The following is a 17378-nucleotide window of genomic DNA, read 5'->3' on the forward strand; positions in this document are numbered from 1 at the left end:
CCTCAAGGCGCCGCCGGGCAGTCCTTCTCGTCGCCCTCCAGCGCGAACAGCTCCACGGGCTTGAGTCCCAGGCCAATCATGCCCAGGGCCTCAGCGGCGCCCCGGCTGAGATCGATCACCCGGTTGCGGACGTGCGGCCCCCGGTCATTGATCCGCACCACCACCGACCGCCCGGTCATCTGGCTGCGCACGCAAACCCTCGAACCAAACGGCAAGGTAGGGTGCGCCGCCGTGAGCGCCCGCATATCAAACAACTCCCCGCTGGCCGTGCGCCGCCGGTGGAACTGCGCTCCGTACCAGGAGGCAAGACCCACTTCATCCGCGGGGAAGTCGAGCGATGACGCATCGCCGCCCCCTGGCGCAGGCGCGGGCGGGGTGGGTGGATCGATCAGCATGGCCTCACCCGGCACAGTCAATAAATTCGGGGCCAGGGCACCGGGCTCGGCAGACAGCCCTTGGGCTTGGGCCGCCGCCAGTGCCCCGCACAGCAGCCACGCGGCCGCTGCACGGCGCACCAGCCTCAGCAGGGTGGCACCACAATGACGGCATGCAGGCAATGGCAGGCCCTGCCCGTCCATCAAATCCCCAGGCGGCGGCAAATCTCCAGCGTCGCGGTGCTTTGGTTCATCGTGTAGAAGTGCAAGGCGGGCACGCCCGCGCTGCGCAGTTGGTCGCACAGGTCGGTCACCACATCAAGGCCAAAGGCCTTGATGCTGGCGGTGTCGTCGCCAAACGCCTGCAGGCGCAGGCGAATCCAGCGCGGGATCTCGGCGCCGCAGGCGTCGGAGAAGCGCATCAGCTGCGTCGAGCTGCCAATCGGCATGATGCCCGGCACCACGGGCACCTCGGCCCCCAGCCGCTGCGTGTCTTCGACAAAGCGGAAATACGCATCGCTGTTGTAGAAATACTGGGTGATGGCCGAATCCGCACCGGCCTGCACCTTGGCCACATAGGCCTTGAGGTCGGCCTCGGGCGAACGTGCCTGAGGGTGCACCTCGGGGTAGGCCGCCACCTCGATGTGGAAGTCGCGCCCCGTCTCGGCGCGGATAAAGGCCACCAGGTCGCTCGCGTAGTGAAACTCGCCCCCCATGCCGTAGCCGCTGGGCAGGTCGCCGCGCAAGGCCACCAGGCGCTTGACGCCCATGGCTTTGAGCGTGGCGAGTTGCTCGCGCACGGACTGGCGCGTGGCGCCTATGCAGGAGAAGTGCGACGCCGCCCCCATGCCTTCCGCCAGAATCTCGCGCACGGTGCCAAAGGTACCTTCTTGCGTGGAGCCCCCGGCGCCGTAGGTGACCGAGCAGAAATCCGGTTGCAACGTGTACAGCTGCTGGCGCACCACGCGCAGTTTGTCGGCGCCTTCAGGCGTCTTGGGCGGGAAAAATTCAAAGCTCACCGGGAAACCGGTGCCCTGTGCGTTGGCGGCGTTCATGCGGCCCTCCTGGCATGGATAAAAAATTCACGGTTGCCGTCGCCGCCCTGGATGGGACTGTCGATCCAGGCCCGCACGGTCAACCCCAGTTCGGTACAGCAGTCGCGGATGCGTTGTTCGACGACCGCGTACAAGGCCTCGTCCCGCACGATACCGCCCTTGCCGACCTGGCCCGGCTGCAGCTCGAACTGCGGTTTGACCAGCATCAGCAGATCGCCCTCTGGTGCCAGCAGCGGCACCAGCGCGGGCAGCACCAGCGTGAGCGAGATGAACGACAGATCGCCCGTCACCAGGCCAAACACCGGCGTGATGTCCACGTCAGCGCATTCGGCGCGGCGGCGGCGCTCTACGGGCAGGGCGCCCTGCTCGCGGGCCTTGGCACGCGCCGCGCGCTCGGACTTGAACGCTTCGATGTCCTTTTCTTTGGCATCGTTGCTGTCGTCGTAGTCCTCGTCCACCTGGCCGCCATTGCGCATCCAGCTGTAGGGGGCCTCGGGCTGGGTCTCGTTGTCCTCTTGCAGCTCAATGACTTCCGAGAGCGCGTCTTCGCAGGCCTGCTGCAGCGTCTCGGCCGTCATCGAACGGGCATTCAGGCCCTCTACGCACACCACCCGCAGGTCGCTGCGCAGCCGCTCGTGCAACTGGCCGTGGCCCACGTCCACACCGATCACCTGCGCGGCGCCCCGTTGCAGCAGGCAGTCGGTAAAACCGCCGGTGCTCTGGCCCACGTCCAGGCAGCGCAGCCCCTGAACCGACAGGCCCAGCGCCTGGAGCGCCCCTTCGAGCTTGAGCCCGCCGCGCGAGATGTACCTCGCCTCGGCGCCATCGAGCAACTGCGCCTCGGCGATGGACGGGATGTCGTCGCCGTTCTTGGCCACCTTCTGCCAGGGCGCAAGCGGCGACAGGCGCCACTGCACGCCCGACGCGATCAGGCGCTGGGCCTGCGAGCGGGTGGCGGCATGCCCACGCTCCACCAAAAACACATCTGCGCGCATGGCGCCCATCCTTTATGAATCAAAAAGACTGCTAGCGCTTTACTAATAAGCGCAAGAAGCTATCATTTTTATAGCATTTTTACCGCCGTGCGCACCCGCGAGACCGCAGGTTTGCACGGCAGCCCCAACCCCTGGGGTCTGGAGCTCAGTAGCGGTACGTGTCGGGCTTGTAGGGCCCTTGCTTGGGCACGCCGATGTAGGCGGCCTGCTCGTCGGACAGCTCGGTCAGCATCGCGCCCACCTTCTTGAGGTGCAGGCGCGCCACCTTCTCATCCAGGTGCTTGGGCAGCACATAGACCTTGCCGTTTTCGTAGTAGTCGCTGTGGGTGAACAGCTCGATCTGGGCGATGGTCTGGTTGGCGAACGAGTTGGACATCACGAAGCTGGGGTGGCCCGTGCCGCAGCCCAGGTTCACTAGGCGGCCCTTGGCCAGCAGGATGATGCGCTTGCCGTCCGGGAAGATCACATGGTCCACCTGGGGCTTGATCTCGTCCCACTCGTACTGCTCCAGCGTCGCGACCTGGATCTCGTTGTCGAAGTGGCCGATGTTGCAGACGATGGCCTGGTCCTTCATGGCCTTCATATGGTCGTGGGTGATCACGTCCTTGTTACCGGTGGTGGTCACGAAAATGTCGGCCTTGTCAGCGGCGTATTCCATGGTCACGACCTTGAAGCCTTCCATCGCGGCCTGCAGGGCGTTGATGGGGTCGATCTCGGTCACCCACACCTGGGCGCTCAGGGCGCGCAGGGCCTGGGCGCTGCCCTTGCCCACGTCGCCATAGCCCGCCACGCAGGCCACTTTGCCCGCAATCATCACGTCAGTGGCGCGCTTGATGCCGTCCACCAGCGACTCGCGGCAGCCGTACAGGTTGTCGAACTTGCTCTTGGTGACCGAGTCGTTCACGTTGATCGCACGGAACATCAGCGAGCCCTTGGCCGACATTTCCTTCAGGCGGTGCACGCCCGTGGTGGTTTCTTCGGTCACACCGATGATCTGGGCGCTCTTGCGGCTGTACCAGGTGGGGTCCACGGCCAGCTTGGCCTTGATGGAGGCGAACAGGCAGGTTTCCTCTTCGCTGGTGGGGTTGGCGATCAGCGATGCGTCCTTTTCGGCACGCTTGCCCAGGTGCATCAGCAGCGTGGCGTCGCCACCGTCGTCCAGGATCAGGTTGGGGCCTTCGCCTTCGGTGCCCGCAGGGCCGAAGTCAAAAATGCGGTGGGTGTAATCCCAATATTCGGCCAGGGTTTCACCCTTGATGGCGAACACGGGCGTGCCGGTGGCGGCAATCGCGGCGGCAGCATGGTCTTGTGTGGAGAAGATGTTGCACGAGGCCCAGCGCACTTGGGCGCCCAGGGCTTGCAGCGTCTCGATCAGCACGGCGGTCTGGATCGTCATGTGCAGGCTGCCGGTGATGCGTGCGCCCTTGAGCGACTGCTTGGCGGCGAACTCCTCACGGATGGCCATCAGGCCGGGCATCTCCGTTTCGGCGATGCGGATCTCTTTGCGGCCCCAGGCGGCCAGGCCGATGTCGGCAATGATGCAGTCGGTATTGACCGGGGCGTTGACGCGTGCGTTCATGGTGGTGTGCTCCAAAGCATGTTTGAAAAACCACTGGTCGGGGGAGTGACAAAGCTCACCACACGAAAAGTGGATGAGCGTCGTTGCTAGATGACTCCGAGCCTCACGCCCCGCCAGAAATGGGGACGCTGCAACGCTCCTCGGATGGGCGGATTATAAAAGCAAGTGCGCGAAGGGGAAACAGCCCAGGGGCGCACATACATGTATGTCACCTGCGCGGCTGCTTGGCCTGGTGGAGCGCCCGACACTGGCGCCCTCACCCCCAAACCACCAAGGAGCATGGCATGGACCCCAAGGACAAGGTCGTCATCGTCACCGGCGGCGCCAGCGGCATCGGCCGCAGCATCGCACGGCGTTTTGCGCAGGAAGGTGCCCGCGCCGTGGTCGTGGCCGACATGCACCTGGAGCCCGCCCAAACCGTGGCCAACGAGGTCAAAGGCCTGGCCGTGCGCTGCGATGTCTCGAAAGAGGCCGACATCCAGGCCCTGGTGGCCGCCACGCGCGAGCGCTACGGCCGGGTGGACGCCTACATCTCCAACGCAGGCATCCTGGGCCGCCCCGGCGGCATTGAGCTCGAAGACCCGCTGTGGGACGCCATGTGGAACATTCACGGCATGGCCCATGTGTGGGCGGCGCGCGCCGTGGTGCCCGAGATGGTCGAGCGCGGCGAGGGCTTCTTCCTCGTCACCGCTTCGGCCGCCGGGCTGCTGACCATCGTCGAATCCGCACCGTATGCCGTCACCAAACACGCGGCCGTGGCCTTTGCCGAATGGCTGCGCATCGCCTATGGCCGGCGCGGCGTGGGCGTGGCCTGCCTGTGCCCGCAGTCGGTGCGCACGGCCATGGTGCCGGGCGACGGCGGCTCGGCCGCACACGACGGCATTCTGCCGCCGGAACAGGTCGCGGGCGACGTGCTGGCCGCCATGCAGGACGGGCGATTTTTGGTGCTGCCCCACCCCGAAGTAGCGCAATATTTCCGCAACAAGGGCCAGGACTACGAACGCTGGCTGGGTGGCATGCAGAAGATGTATGCGCGCCACACACAGGCACCGACGGGCTGAGGGCGGGGTGTAGAGGGGGACTCGCCCGGTAAAATCGACCGGTTCGGCGCCCAGCGCCTGTCGCGCCCACTGCCGCAGCCCCTGCCGCAGCGGGCCCTACCCCTCTTGGAATCCCCCGTGTCCTACGCCCCCGAAACCCGGCGCCGCCGTACCTTTGCCATCATTTCCCACCCCGATGCGGGTAAGACGACGCTGACCGAAAAGCTGCTGCTGTTCTCGGGCGCAATCCAGATCGCCGGGGCCGTCAAAGGCCGCAAAGCCAGCCGCCACGCCACCTCCGACTGGATGGAGATCGAAAAGCAGCGCGGCATCTCGGTGGCCAGCTCGGTCATGCAGATGCTGTACCGCGAGCACGTGATCAACCTGCTCGACACCCCCGGCCACAAAGACTTCTCAGAAGACACCTACCGCGTGCTCACCGCCGTCGACTCGGCCCTCATGGTGATCGACGCCGCCAACGGCGTGGAAGCGCAGACGCGCCGCCTGATCGAGGTCTGCCGCCAGCGCGACACGCCCATCATCACCTTCGTGAACAAGATGGACCGCGAAGTGCGCGACCCGCTGGACATCATGGACGAGGTCGAGCGCGAACTGGGCATGCCATGCTGCCCCATGACCTGGCCCGTGGGCCAGGGCAAGAGCTTCGGCGGCATCATCAACCTGCGCACGAAAACCATGACGGTGTTCGAGTCCGGCAGCGAACGCCGCCCGCAGGATTTCGAATCCATCCCACTGACCGAAGTGGACACGCTGCGTGCCCGCTTTGGCGCAGAATTCGACGCAGCCATGGACAGCATGGAGCTGGCCGTGGGCGCATCCCCCGCCTGGGACCACGAGGCCTTCCTCGCAGGCAAGCTCACGCCCGTGTTCTTCGGCTCCGGCGTGAACAACTTCGGGGTGATGGAAGTGCTCGACGCCCTGGTGGACATGGCCCCGCCCCCCGGCCCGCGCGTGAGCACCCTTGAAGTGAACCGGCAGCCCGTGGTCAAGACCATCCAGCCCGAGGACGAAGGCTTCTCGGGCGTGGTGTTCAAGGTGCAGGCCAACATGGACGCCAACCACCGCGACCGCATCGCATTCGTGCGCGTGGCCTCGGGCAAATACATGCCAGGCATGAAGCTCAAGGTGCAACGCACCGCCAAAGAGCTGCGCCCCACCTCGGTCGTCACCTTCATGAGCCAGCGCCGCGAAGCCGTGGAAGAAGCCTACGCAGGCGACATCATCGGCTTCACCACCCACGGCGGCGTGCAACTGGGCGACACCATCACCGACGGCGCCAGCCTGCAATTCACCGGCCTGCCCTTCTTCGCGCCCGAAATGTTCATGACCGTGGTGCTCAAAAACCCGCTGCGCACCAAACAGCTCCAACAAGGCCTGGCCCAACTGGGCGAAGAAGGCGCCATTCAGGTGTTCAAACCCGACGCCGGCGGCAACATGCTGCTGGGCGCCGTGGGCCAGTTGCAGTTTGAAGTGGTGCAGCACCGCCTCAAGGCTGAATACGACGCCGACGTGCGTCTGGAAGGCTGCCAGTACACAGGCGCCCGCTGGATCACGGCCGACAACGCGGCCGACCTGCGCGCCTTCACCGACGCCTACCCCCTGCGCCTGGCGCATGATGCGGCGGATACGCTGGCGTACCTGTGCACGTCACCGTATGACGTGCGGCTTGCGCAGGAACGGTTTCCGAAGATTCATTTCCATCCGCTGCGGGAGCATGCTGGGTTGGCGTTGCAGGCCAACGCATGAGTGCCCCGAATTCCGTGCAGGCCCGCACAGGGCCATCCTCGCCAGCCACCCACCCGGGCAACAACTTCGACGCCATCCGCATCGTGGCCGCGACGATGGTGCTGTACAGCCACCACTTCGCACTCACCGGCCAGATGGAGCCGTCTTTCTTCGGCATCCACAGCCTAGGCGGACTTGCGGTCACGATTTTCTTTGTGCTCAGCGGCTATCTGGTCAATGCAAGCTGGCAGAGAGACCCCAATCTCTGGCGATTCGGTCTTCGGCGCTTCTTACGCATATGGCCGGCCCTCACCGTCGCGGTTGTATTGACCGCCTACGTGCTGGGCGCCTGGGTCACTCAACTTCCGCTGAAGGAATACCTGACACACCGCGCAACGGCCAACTACCTGCAGGCACTGGGGATGAAGATCCAATTTGTACTGCCGGGCGTTTTTGAAAACAATCCCTACCGCCTGGGCGTGAATGGATCGCTGTGGACCATTCCTATCGAAGTGCGCTGCTATATCGCACTAGGTTTGGCAGGGTTGATTGGCCTGCTCAAATATCGACCCGTGTTGCTCCTGAGCATTGCAGTTCTTATCGGGTGGTTCCTTGCCCGCAGCAATCCAGACCTGACAGGCACGGTCAACCATAGCCGCGAGCTCAGCGCATTCTTTCTCGCCGGTGCCGCGCTCTACACACTGGAGCCATACTGGCGCCGTCGGCCAGCGCTGTGGGGCGTGGTCATCGGCCTCGCGACCGCCATGATCTGGATGGCGGGCTGGCGGCACAGCGCCTTGCTGATGGGACTGCCGTTTTTTATCATCTATGCAGGCACGCAAACCACGGCATACGTCCGGCGCGCTGGCCGCTGGGGCGACCCCTCCTACGGCATCTACCTGTTCGCATTTCCGATCCAGCAAACTGTCATCCAGTATGGATGGCCTCAGTTGGGGTTTGCAGGAACGCTTGCCGTGTCGCTGATCATCACCGTTGCGTTGGCATACGCAAGTTGGCATCTGGTTGAAAAGCAAGCTTTAAGGTTCAAACCGTCGTCCTCGGAGGCGTGGTTTGGCGCGTCTGCCGTGCGCGCCGTCAAAACCCGCTTTCTGACGCTGACCGAACTGCAGTACTTCGCTATCGTCTTGGGGTTCATTGGCGTCGTGTATGCCGCTTGGCTCGTCGCCTCCTGGCCCGGAATTCTGGGGCAAGACAGCCTTGCCATCATGCTGGAGGTCGACACCGATCGCGTGCACCAGGCCAACAAGCCGGCATTTTGGTATCTCTATGCACTGCTCACCTACGGAGCAACGGGACGGGTCGAGGTTCCGATCGCTTTGCAGATGCTGATTTGTGCAGCAGTGTGCGCGCGCATACTAGCCTGGATGCTGACGCACCGCATGTGGAAGAGCTTTGCCTACTGCCTCATTTTTGTCGCACTGGCACCCAGCGTCGTGTATTACTCCAGCAGCTTCTACTCGGACGGTATTTATGCGATTTCGCTGAGCGGCATGATGTTCGAAGTGTGGAGGAGCATCCGCAACCGCAGCGTGGACCTGCCGTCGCTGCTGATTTTTTTCGTCACCATACCGTTTGCGATCTTCGGGCGACCCAACGGCGTCTTGAATCTGATCCCGCTCGCGGCCCTGGCATGGATGCTGTCCAAGCCCTACAGAGTCCGCATGGGCTTGGTCATCGTCCCTTGGCTTGTCATCGGCTTTGGCAGTCAGTTCATCTACAAGTATGAGAACCCTATCGGTTCGGTATTCCCACTCGCACTGTATGAAACGGTGGGGTTCCTGGAACACCGGCCCATGGGGCTTTGGGAGCACAACCAACCGCGTGTCACCACCAAAACGGTCGACGCGCTGACCTCAACAGGCCAATCGCTAGACAAGATTCGCGAGTTCCACGACCACTACTACTGGGACCCACTGATCTTCTTTCCCGCAGGGCCCGCTCTTCTGTCGCTTTCAGACAAATCCAAAAGAACCATCATCAAGGAGTTCTTCAAATACAACCTGTGGCACAACTTCCCCGCATTCATGGCCAGCCGTGTCAATATATTTCTGTACGCGGCGATGGCCAATGGCGGCATCCCCGGCCCCCCTGCCACCAGCCAGATATTGCCGCTCACTAAATCCATATCCAGTGTCCAACCTTTGAAGTTCTCGCTGCGCAAACATCTCCATGCCTGGTACGACTTTTCCATTCAGCATCGCGCAATCATGTGGGCACCCTGGGGCGGGCTGGTATTGCTAATGATGGCGCTTCGCCGCTCAATGAAGCAACGCGACAAGGTCGTTACACTGATTGCAGGAACGTATGCCCTGCAACTGGTCGCCATTTTCATTTTTTCGATCGCGGGGGAATACCGATACCTTCTGGCGTTTTTCACTGCACCGCTGGTTCTGCTCCCCGTCCTTTGTCGGCCATCGGAAAAAGAGAATGCCTAAAGTCACCATAGCGCTCACACTGCTCTGCGTGCTGTCCATCAGCGTCGGGCAAATCCTGTTTAAGAAAGCGGCCGGCGCGTTCTCGGCGCCGTTGACATGGCAGGCATTTGTCTTCAACGGCTGGCTCATCGCGTCGCTGGTTCTATACGGCCTTACAACGCTGGGCTGGGTATGGATTCTGCGCAATGTGCCTTTGCACCTCGCCTACCCATTTATGGGCCTGGCATTCCTCATCGTCCCAACGCTGGCATGGATGTTCCTTGGCGAGCCCCTGCATTGGCGCACGCTGGCTGGCGGTGCGCTGATCATGGCCGGTGTGGCGTTGGCATCCACCAGCTGAGAAAACGAAAATGCGCATTGCTGTCGCCATTCCCTGCTACAAGGTATTGCAGCATGTCCTCGGGGTGATCGAGGCCATCGGTCCCGAGGTCGAAGTCATCTATGCCGTGGACGATGCTTGTCCCGAAGGCAGCGGCAGATTTATCGAACAGAACAACCGGGATCCGCGGGTCCGAGTGCTTTATAACCCGGAAAATCGCGGGGTAGGCGGCGCCATTGTGACGGCTTATCAAGCAGCCATAGCGGATGGCATGGACATCGTCGTCAAGATTGATGGCGACGGGCAAATGAACCCGGCGTTGCTGCCGCACTTTGTACGCCCCATCGTGCGCGGGCAGGCAGACTACACCAAAGGCAACCGCTTCTACCGGCCCGAATCATTGCGCGGCATGCCCCCCGTTCGGTTGTTTGGCAACGCGGCCCTGTCATTCCTGACCAAGCTCAGTTGCGGCTACTGGTCGTCGATGGACCCGACCAACGGATATACAGCCATCCACACCGCCGTGCTCCGCAAGCTACCCCTTGAGAAGCTGGAACGCCGCTACTTCTTCGAGACGGACATGCTCTTTCACCTCAACACCATTCGCGCCGTGGTGCACGACGTGCCGATGGATGCGGTCTATGCCGACGAGGAATCGAACCTAAAAGTATCGAAAGTACTGCCCGAATTCCTGAGCAAGCACGTTGGACGACTGATCAAGCGTTATGTCTATCTGTACCTTCTGCGCGACTTCAACATCGGCAGCCTCTACAGCATCCTGGGTGTCTTACTCTGTTTGGTCGGCATCATTTTCGGAGGCATCCAATGGGGGCTAAGCGCAGCCACGGGTCACCCCGCCTCCAGCGGCACGGTGATGTTTGCCGCGCTGCCGCTGATCATCGGTATCCAGTTCCTTATCGCCTTCTTGCACTACGACGTGAGCAACGTGCCACGCGAGGCCCTGAGCCCCGAATTATCCGATGAGCACTGAGGTACCCGTCAAAACAGACCTTCACTGGATCCAGGCCCTGCGCGGCATCGCAGCGCTGATGGTGCTGTTCTTTCACATGCATCTTCACTGGGATTTGGTTCCCACGCTGTCTTGGACGAGCACCATTACGCGCTGGGGTTTCTCAGGCGTGGACATCTTCTTCACACTCAGCGGTTTCGTGGTTTACCGCTCGGCGCGGCGCAGCATTCCGGTGCAGGGCCTGTGGCCTTTCGCCAGGAAGCGTCTTCTGCGTATCTACCTGGGCTACTGGCCAGTTTTGCTGCTCATCGCCCTGACGACTGTCTTCGTTTACCAAGCGCCCTTGCCCGGCCTCAAGAAGATGGTGTTCAGTAGCTTGCTGCTGTACCCCAACATCTGGGACAACTGGCTGCCGCCCGCATGGTCGCTGACGATGGAGATCTATTTCTATCTATGGACCGCACTCATCGCACTATTGCCGCAGCGGCATCAGATCAAGGCCATTGCCTGCGTGATGGTGCTACTCGCTGCATGGGGGATCGGATGGCTCATTGCGGACCGGCAGGGTGTGTTCAACGGGCAGCAACCCCTGCGGTACGTGTTCACGGGGTTAGGTATCGAGTTTCTCGCTGGCGCGCTGCTGGCCCGCGCCTATGACCGTGAGGTCTGGTTCTTTCGGACATCCAGAATTACCTTGCCTCTGTGCCTTCTGTTGATGGTAGCCGGTCTTGGCATAGGATCGCTGTCGCCTTACTTTGACCGCGTGGAGGTCATGCGCGTTGCAAGCTTCGGCGTGATGGGCGTGTCTGCCTTGGTGCTGGCACTCACGCTGGAGCGCACGCGATTAACCCCGCCCACCTGGCTAGTGCTTGTGGGGGACGCTTCATACAGCCTTTATTTACTGCATACCTTCCTGCTCGACGCCAGCGGCAGGGTGCGCATGGATCTTGGCATTTCGTCTCCCCCCGCCTTGCTGCTTTTCATGGTTGCATTGCCCGTGGTGATCATCCTTCTCAGCCTGTGGTGGTTTCGCTGGGTGGAAAGACCCATCATGAAAGCAGCACTATGAAACCCCTGGACCATTGGCCTACCGATTTCCAGAAGCGCATTGCCGGCGTTTTTACAGACATCGACGACACACTGACCACGGATGGTTCCATCACCGCCGACGCACTGCAAGCCTTGACGGACCTGCGGGCAGCCGGGTTACAGGTGATTCCCATCACGGGTCGCCCCATCGGCTGGTGCCAGCCCTTCATGGGCGACCAAGTGGGCACGGTGTGGCCAGTAGATGCCATGGTGGCGGAAAACGGCGCCGTCGCTTATGCGCGAGAGGGCGCTCAACCACTGCGCAAGCTTTACCAGCAGGATGCCACCACGCGCAGCGCCAATCAAACTCGCATGCGCGAGATTGCAGCGCAGGTGGCTATTGAAGTGCCAGGCGTAGAACTGAGCCGCGACAGCGCTGGGCGGGAAACCGATCTGGCCTTTGACTATGCCGAGTTCGCCCGGCACACGCCCGACACCGTGCAAAAGGTGTTGGCGTTGCTACAGCGTGAGGGCATGCAGACCACGGTGAGCAGCATCCATATCCACGGTTGCTTTGGAGATTTCAACAAATGGCAGGGTGCTTGCTGGATCGTGCGCGATTTGTTTGGCCGCGACCTAACACAGGAATTGGACCGCTGGGTGTTCGTGGGCGATTCGGGCAATGACCAGGCCATGTTCCAGCATTTCACCCACAGCGTGGGCGTGGCCAACATCGCGCGGTTTGTGCCGCAGTTGCAGCACCTGCCGCGCTACGTGACGCAGGGCGAGCGCGGCGCCGGTTTTGCCGAGGTGGCCCGCGCGATTTTGATGAACCGCGAATGCGGCGGGCGCTGAAAACAGAAAATCAGCCGCACCACCGTGCTGTCATCACTCGGTAGGTTCAGAAGACTTATCGCCCGGGCTGCGCGGCTTGCGCACACGGGATTTTGAGGCGACCTTGGCGGGGGCGGAAGCGACTGTCTTCGGTGCCGTGGCGGCAGGCGTCGCGCCAGGTTTGGCTTTGACTTTCGCCGTCGTACGCGCCGCGCTCTTGCGGGGCGTCGACACCGAGCGGCGGCTTCGGGGTGCGGGTGATGCATCCTCGGTGTCCACTGACTTCACGGGTGTCGACGCAGGGGCCTCTACCAACCCTATGTAAGTCGTGCGCTCATCGTTTTCTCCCTCCAGGCCAGCGTCAACCTCGGGCGCCAGCACAACAGGAGCCTGCTGACTAAAGTAGCTGCCGCCTGGACGCTCGGGTTGTGCGTCATCGCGCGCATCGGCGTCTGGATCGACGCGGCCTTGAGCCGAAAAATCTTGCCGTTCGTTCGCATGCTGCGGCCTCTCAGAGCGCGCAGTGCCCTCACCACGGCGCCCACGTGATCGGCCACCACCGCCAGCAGCATCCGCCGGCACCGAAGCCACCGCATGAAAGTCATGGCGAAAGTAGCCAGCACCGCCCTGCCGCTCGGCCGAGGCATCCGCGCGGCCTGCCGCGTCGGGGGCACCGCCCAGGCTACGAAACACATACGCCCCCGACTTCTCATCGCGCCCAAACTCCAGCATCCCCCGCGCCTGCGCCTCTTCGAGCAGATTGCCAAAGGTGCGAAAGCCGTAGTAGCCCTCGCTGAAATCGGGCTTGCGGCGCTTGATCGCCTCCTTGAGCACCGAGGCCCAGATCTTGCCGCTGTCGCCGCGCTCGGAGGTCAGGGCCTCGAAGGTTTCCACGGCCAGTTCCACACCCTGGGTGCGGCGCACATCCTGCGACTCCTTGCGGCTGCGCTCTTCCTCGGGGGTGCGGCGCGGTGCTGGCGCTGCTCCGGGGCTCTGGCGGCGGGCCAGGGCACGCTGCTTCTCGCGCACCAGGTCGTCGTAGAAGATGAATTCGTCGCAGTTGGCGATCAGGAGGTCGGAGGTGGATTGCTTCACGCCCACGCCAATCACTTGCTTATTGTTCTCACGCAGCTTGGAGACAAGCGGTGAAAAGTCTGAGTCACCGCTGATGATGACGAAGGTGTTGACGTGCGACTTGGTGTAGCACAGGTCCAGCGCATCCACCACCAAGCGGATGTCGGCCGAATTTTTGCCCGATTGGCGCACATGGGGGATTTCGATGAGCTCAAAATTCGCTTCGTGCATGGTGGCCTTGAAGCCCTTGTAGCGCTCCCAGTCGCAATAGGACTTCTTGACCACGATGGAGCCCTTGAGTAGCAGGCGCTCCAGGATGGGCTTGATGTCGAATTTTTCGAACTGCGCATCGCGCACGCCCAGGGCGACGTTTTCAAAGTCGCAAAACAGGGCCATGCTGATGCTGTCGGAGGGGGATGCCATAGGTGTTCCGTTCAATGTCTGCACGGATCATCACACGGAACGCCCCACCCCCTCCCGGGGCTGCTCTCAAGCCGGTTTGGCCAGCCCCAGCTTTTCGACCAGCGCCTTCTCGCGCGCAAAAGTGTCTTGTGCAAACTTCTTGTAGTCCGCCGTGCTCATGTACATGGGCACCATGTCGTAGCGGGCCAGGGCGGTGCGGTAGCTCTCCTGCTCCATGGCCTGCTTGAACGCGTCGTGCAGGCGCTTGACCACCGCGTCGGGCGTGCCCTTGGGCGCGCCGATGCCAAAGGGCGAGTTCTGCACCAGGTTCAGGCCCAGCTCCTTGAGCGTGGGCGCGTCGGGGAACTTGGCCAGACGCTCGGCGCCCCAGGTATTGAGCACGCGCAGTTTGCCCGCCTCGACCTGCGGGGCAAAACCCGTGGAATCGGCCGCCGCCATGATCTGCCCGCCCAGGATGGATTGCATGAGGTCGGCACTGCCCTTGTAGGGCACATGCAGCAGCTCCAACCCCAACTGCTGGGCGATGAGTTCCATCGTCAAATGCGGGCTGGTCATGGTGCCGGTGGAGCCATAGCTGAGCTTGCCGGGGTTGGCCTTGGCCCAGGCCACGAAGTGTGTCCAGGTCTTGAGCGGCGAATCGGCCGGAACCACCAGGCCGAACGCATAACCCGTGACGTTGAGCACGTAGCTGATGTCCTTGACCGGGTCCCAGTTGATTTTGGTGGTGTAGGGCAGACGAAACACGCCCAGTGGAATCTGCGCCACGGTGTAGCCATCGGCTTGCGCGCCTTGCAGGGCCTGTGCGGGCAGCGTGCCGCCTGCGCCAGGCTTGTTCTCCACGATCACAGCCTGGCCCAGGATCTTGCTGGCGTTGTCTGCCAGCGCGCGCATGGTGATGTCGGTGGGGCCACCCGCCGGGAAGGCGATCACGAGCTTGATGGGTTTGTTCGGAAAACTCTGGGCCTGCGCCGCGAATGCGGGGGCGGCAAGGCTGGCGGCGCCCCATTGGATGATCTGGCGACGTTGCATGGTGGGCTCCTCCTCAAAACGAACGACAAAAGACCGCTCCATTGGACTGCAGCCCTCAACACATCACATGCAGGAAACCCCCTAGCACCTGTCACCAAGGCGGCAGGCCGCCGGGTGGTGGATGGTGGGCTACGCCTTGTAGGTCGACAACAAAATGCTGGTCTCGGTGTTGGCAATGCCCGGCGTGAGGCGGATGCGGCCCAGCGCCGCATCGAACGCCTCCAGGCTTTCGGCGCGCACCTCGGCCACGATGTCCCAGCGGCCATTGGTGGTGTGCAGCGTGCCCACCATGGGCTCACCGCGCAGCGCGTGGATCACGGCGGGCGCGGCGTTGCCTTCGACCGCGATGCTCATCCACGCGCGGATGCGCTGGGGCTCCGAGTCAGGCCGCAGGCGCACGGTGTAGCCCACGATGACCCCGCCCTCCTCCATCTTGCGCAGGCGGTTTTGCACCGTGCCGCGCGACACGCGCAGCTTTTGCGCCAGGGTAGCCACGGGGGTGCGTGCATCGGCGCGCAGGATGCTGAGGATTTCGCGATCGGTGTCGTCAAGCTTGGTCATGGTGGGCGTTGCTGCTGGCAGATCGCCAATTCTCCGCCCAACTTGACCAATCATTGCGCCATTCGCCATGACAATCTATTAAAAGTGCCTCTACCGCTTATTGGACAAGCGCAAGTAGCTATCAAATTTATAGCGCCTTGATTCCACCTACGGCGGCTCCACATCCAGCCGCGCGTCACAGCCCACGCCGGATGCGATCCAGCGCCGGGCCAGGGCCGACAGCGCACGCACCGCCCAGGGCTGGGTGAGCCCCGTCACTCCGCCAGGGTCGGCCACCATGCCACACCAATAGCGCTGGTCCGCATCGCTCCAACGCAAGGCCGCGCAGGCACCCTTGCGGCGGCGCGACACCAGCACGCCCAGCGGGCAGGGCTCGGCCAGGCAGCACAGGCCACAGCCATTGCAGGGCGCACCTTCAGCGGGCTTGGGCGGCGCACCGGGCTGCAGCCACACCACGGCGCGCTGCGGGTTTGGCATCAGCGCCTCAGCACAGCCGCCAGCGCCTTGCCCGTGTGCGTGCCTGCGGCCACCACGTCCTCGGGCGTGGCGGCGGCCACGATGCGCCCGCCAGCGCTGCCGCCTTCGGGACCCAGATCCAGAATCCAGTCCGCCTCGGCGATCACGTCCAGGTCGTGCTCGATGACCACCACGCTGTGGCCGCCATCCACCAGACGGTGCAGCACCTTGATGAGCTTGTCCACGTCAGCCATGTGCAGGCCCACCGTGGGTTCATCCAGCACATACAGTGTGTGCGGCGCCTTCTGGCCCCGGCGGCCGACTTCGTCGCGCACCTTGGTCAGCTCGGTCACGAGCTTGATGCGCTGTGCCTCGCCGCCACTGAGCGTGGGGCTGGGCTGGCCCAGGGTGAGGTAGCCCAGGCCCACGTCTTTCAGCAGTTGCAGCGGGTGGGCGATGCTGGGCATGCTGGCAAAAAACTCCACGGCCTCGTCCACCTCCATCTGCAACACGTCGCCAATGCTTTTGCCGCGCCAGGTCACCGCCAGCGTTTCGGGGTTGAAGCGCGCACCGTGGCAGGTTTCGCAGGGCACCTTCACATCGGGCAAAAAGCTCATCTCGATGGTGCGCACGCCTGCGCCTTCGCAGCTCGCGCAGCGGCCTTCGCCGGTATTGAAGCTGAAGCGCCCGGCGGCATAGCCGCGCGCCTTGGCCTCCAGCGTCTCCGCAAACAGCTTGCGGATGGTGTCCCAAAAGCCGATGTAGGTGGCGGGGCAACTGCGCGGTGTTTTGCCGATGGGCGTCTGGTCCACTTCGAGCACGCGGTCGATGCTCTCGAAGCCCGAAAGGCCCGTGCAGCCCACCAGCGGCGGCGCCTTGCCTGCATCCATCGCATCGCGCCCGGCCTTGGTACTGCGCTGCTGCACCCAGGCCTGCACGTTGGCCAGCAGCACGTCGCGCGCCAGCGTGGACTTGCCCGATCCGCTCACGCCCGTCACTGCCACCAAGCGATGCAGGGGCACGGTGGCCGTGACGTTCTGCAGGTTGTGCAACTGCGCGCCATGCACGGTGAGCCAGCGCATGGCGGCGCGCGCTTTCGCCTCGGTCAATGCATCGGCTGCCAGCGATGCGGCCTGGGCGGCACGCTTCTTGGCCGCTGCGCTTTGGCGACCCGCGGGTTCTGTGGCAGGTGTTGCGGGCGCGGCCTCGGCGGCCACCTCGCCGGGCACCATGCTGCGGCGCAGTTGCAGCGGGTGCTTCATGGCGTGCAGCAGGTAACGACCGGTTTGCGAATCCGCTGCACCGGTGATGTCGGCCACGCTGCCCTGCGCCACCAGGCGACCACCGCGTTTGCCCGCACTGGGGCCAATGTCGATGATGTGGTCGGCGCGGCGGATGGTGTCTTCGTCGTGCTCCACCACCACCAGCGTGTTGCCCT

The 17378-nt window shown here is 63.2% G+C and carries 15 protein-coding genes, 1 pseudogene and 1 riboswitch; of the genes and pseudogenes, 7 read left to right on the forward strand and 9 right to left on the reverse strand.

Translation table 11 applies throughout. The features are described 5' to 3' along the window. Nucleotides 1-2: 2 nt before the first annotated feature. The 4 genes from Q0105_RS00390 to ahcY form a co-directional block, all read right to left on the reverse strand. Entirely contained in the window at nucleotides 3-524 is a 522-nt protein-coding gene (locus Q0105_RS00390) for a septal ring lytic transglycosylase RlpA family protein (RefSeq protein ID WP_366145892.1), read from the reverse strand. Between the two features lie 53 nt (nucleotides 525-577). Next, nucleotides 578-1429, reverse strand: coding sequence for a methylenetetrahydrofolate reductase [NAD(P)H] (gene metF, locus Q0105_RS00395; protein WP_298207618.1), 852 nt, complete (start codon nucleotides 1427-1429; stop codon nucleotides 578-580). Continuing rightward, the gene (locus Q0105_RS00400; protein WP_298207620.1) at nucleotides 1426-2424 is read right to left on the reverse strand and encodes a TlyA family RNA methyltransferase; all 999 of its coding nucleotides are present in this window, start codon (nucleotides 2422-2424) and stop codon (nucleotides 1426-1428) included. Before Q0105_RS00400 ends, metF begins: the two co-directional genes overlap by 4 nt. A 145-nt stretch (nucleotides 2425-2569) precedes the next feature. Beyond that, the gene (ahcY, locus tag Q0105_RS00405; protein ID WP_298207622.1) at nucleotides 2570-4003 is read right to left on the reverse strand and encodes an adenosylhomocysteinase; all 1434 of its coding nucleotides are present in this window, start codon (nucleotides 4001-4003) and stop codon (nucleotides 2570-2572) included. A gap of 68 nt (nucleotides 4004-4071) precedes the next feature. Next, nucleotides 4072-4151, reverse strand: a riboswitch (S-adenosyl-L-homocysteine riboswitch). A 136-nt stretch (nucleotides 4152-4287) separates the two neighbouring features. Here ahcY and Q0105_RS00410 point away from each other — a divergent pair. The 7 genes from Q0105_RS00410 (at nucleotide 4288) to Q0105_RS00440 (ending at nucleotide 12418) form a co-directional block, all read left to right on the forward strand. Then, on the forward strand, nucleotides 4288-5064 hold the full coding sequence (locus tag Q0105_RS00410) for an SDR family oxidoreductase (protein ID WP_298207623.1): 777 nt from the start codon (nucleotides 4288-4290) through the stop codon (nucleotides 5062-5064). Between the two features lie 117 nt (nucleotides 5065-5181). Further along, a complete protein-coding gene (locus Q0105_RS00415; RefSeq protein WP_298207625.1) occupies nucleotides 5182-6810 on the forward strand; it encodes a peptide chain release factor 3 in 1629 nt (542 codons plus the stop codon). Further along, nucleotides 6807-9245 carry an acyltransferase gene (locus Q0105_RS00420; protein WP_298207627.1) on the forward strand — a complete coding sequence of 813 codons (2439 nt, stop codon included), beginning with the start codon at nucleotides 6807-6809 and terminating at the stop codon, nucleotides 9243-9245. Before Q0105_RS00415 ends, Q0105_RS00420 begins: the two co-directional genes overlap by 4 nt. Then, complete coding sequence (locus tag Q0105_RS00425) at nucleotides 9238-9585, forward strand: EamA family transporter (protein ID WP_298207629.1); 348 nt, start codon at nucleotides 9238-9240, stop codon at nucleotides 9583-9585. The genes Q0105_RS00420 and Q0105_RS00425 overlap by 8 nt, the downstream gene beginning before the upstream one ends. A gap of 10 nt (nucleotides 9586-9595) precedes the next feature. Next, nucleotides 9596-10555, forward strand: a complete 960-nt coding sequence (locus Q0105_RS00430) for a glycosyltransferase (protein ID WP_298207631.1) — start codon at nucleotides 9596-9598, stop codon at nucleotides 10553-10555. Beyond that, a complete protein-coding gene (locus Q0105_RS00435) occupies nucleotides 10545-11603 on the forward strand; it encodes an acyltransferase (RefSeq protein ID WP_298207633.1) in 1059 nt (352 codons plus the stop codon). The genes Q0105_RS00430 and Q0105_RS00435 overlap by 11 nt, the downstream gene beginning before the upstream one ends. Then, complete coding sequence (locus tag Q0105_RS00440; protein ID WP_298207636.1) at nucleotides 11600-12418, forward strand: HAD-IIB family hydrolase; 819 nt, start codon at nucleotides 11600-11602, stop codon at nucleotides 12416-12418. Before Q0105_RS00435 ends, Q0105_RS00440 begins: the two co-directional genes overlap by 4 nt. Before the next feature lie 33 nt (nucleotides 12419-12451). Here the strand turns inward: Q0105_RS00440 and Q0105_RS00445 are convergent, their stop codons facing one another. From Q0105_RS00445 to Q0105_RS00465, 5 genes and pseudogenes are all read right to left on the reverse strand, one after another. After that, entirely contained in the window at nucleotides 12452-13894 is a 1443-nt protein-coding gene (locus Q0105_RS00445) for an NYN domain-containing protein (protein ID WP_298207638.1), read from the reverse strand. Between the two features lie 66 nt (nucleotides 13895-13960). Beyond that, complete coding sequence (locus Q0105_RS00450) at nucleotides 13961-14923, reverse strand: tripartite tricarboxylate transporter substrate binding protein (RefSeq protein ID WP_298207639.1); 963 nt, start codon at nucleotides 14921-14923, stop codon at nucleotides 13961-13963. A 129-nt stretch (nucleotides 14924-15052) separates the two neighbouring features. Further along, the gene (locus Q0105_RS00455) at nucleotides 15053-15484 is read right to left on the reverse strand and encodes an Lrp/AsnC family transcriptional regulator (RefSeq protein ID WP_298207640.1); all 432 of its coding nucleotides are present in this window, start codon (nucleotides 15482-15484) and stop codon (nucleotides 15053-15055) included. A gap of 147 nt (nucleotides 15485-15631) precedes the next feature. Next, nucleotides 15632-15961, reverse strand: coding sequence for a hypothetical protein (locus tag Q0105_RS00460; protein WP_298207641.1), 330 nt, complete (start codon nucleotides 15959-15961; stop codon nucleotides 15632-15634). Next, nucleotides 15961-17378 (reverse strand): annotated as a pseudogene (locus Q0105_RS00465) (excinuclease ABC subunit A); the annotation flags it as partial. The gene Q0105_RS00460 and the pseudogene Q0105_RS00465, both read right to left, overlap by 1 nt.

Origin of the sequence: Acidovorax sp. (assembly GCF_027492855.1) — a bacterium.
Classification (GTDB): Bacteria; Pseudomonadota; Gammaproteobacteria; order Burkholderiales; family Burkholderiaceae_C; genus Acidovorax.